We start from the raw sequence: 482 nt of genomic DNA on the forward strand, positions 1-482 counted from the left end.
GCGGACGGGAGGGCGCTGTGCCCGGCGGTCAAAAGCTCCGGCGTGAGTCGAGTCCGTAAGCACGGTGATGCCGTTCGGTTGACGCACCGGAATGGGTAGATTTGATTTCAAGTAATGCTGCCCACCCTAAGACCAACCAAGTGTATGGCTGCGATATGCTTGAGTGCGCCGATGTTTCTCAGGGTGAAAGGCGCTCGCCATGGGCGCGCGATTGAATGCTTTCCAAATCAAGCACTCTTCTCGATGCGTTCATCTTGCCATGCGCTAATGACGTCAATGTCCCACGCGATGGCTCGCGGCCCCATCTTAACAGGCTTGGGAAACCATCCATCGCGGATGCCCTCGTAGATCGTTGAAGTTGAAAGGCCAGTAGCTTTTTTTACTTCGGGTAGACGAATGAAGGTTCTCACGAATAACTCCTATCACATTGATATAGCTAACGAATATTTCATCTTCCCATCACTTCACAATCGCTCCAATTG

The 482-nt window shown here is 52.1% G+C and carries 1 protein-coding gene; it reads right to left on the reverse strand.

What is annotated here, in order from left to right; all coding sequences use genetic code 11:
* Nucleotides 1-227 precede the first annotated feature (227 nt).
* On the reverse strand, nucleotides 228-410 hold the full coding sequence (locus tag AB4Z23_RS28365; protein WP_441361292.1) for a helix-turn-helix transcriptional regulator: 183 nt from the start codon (nucleotides 408-410) through the stop codon (nucleotides 228-230).
* Nucleotides 411-482 lie beyond the last annotated feature (72 nt).

The organism is Agrobacterium sp. MCAB5, from assembly GCF_052114365.1.
GTDB classification, from domain to species: Bacteria; Pseudomonadota; Alphaproteobacteria; order Rhizobiales; family Rhizobiaceae; genus Agrobacterium; species Agrobacterium tumefaciens.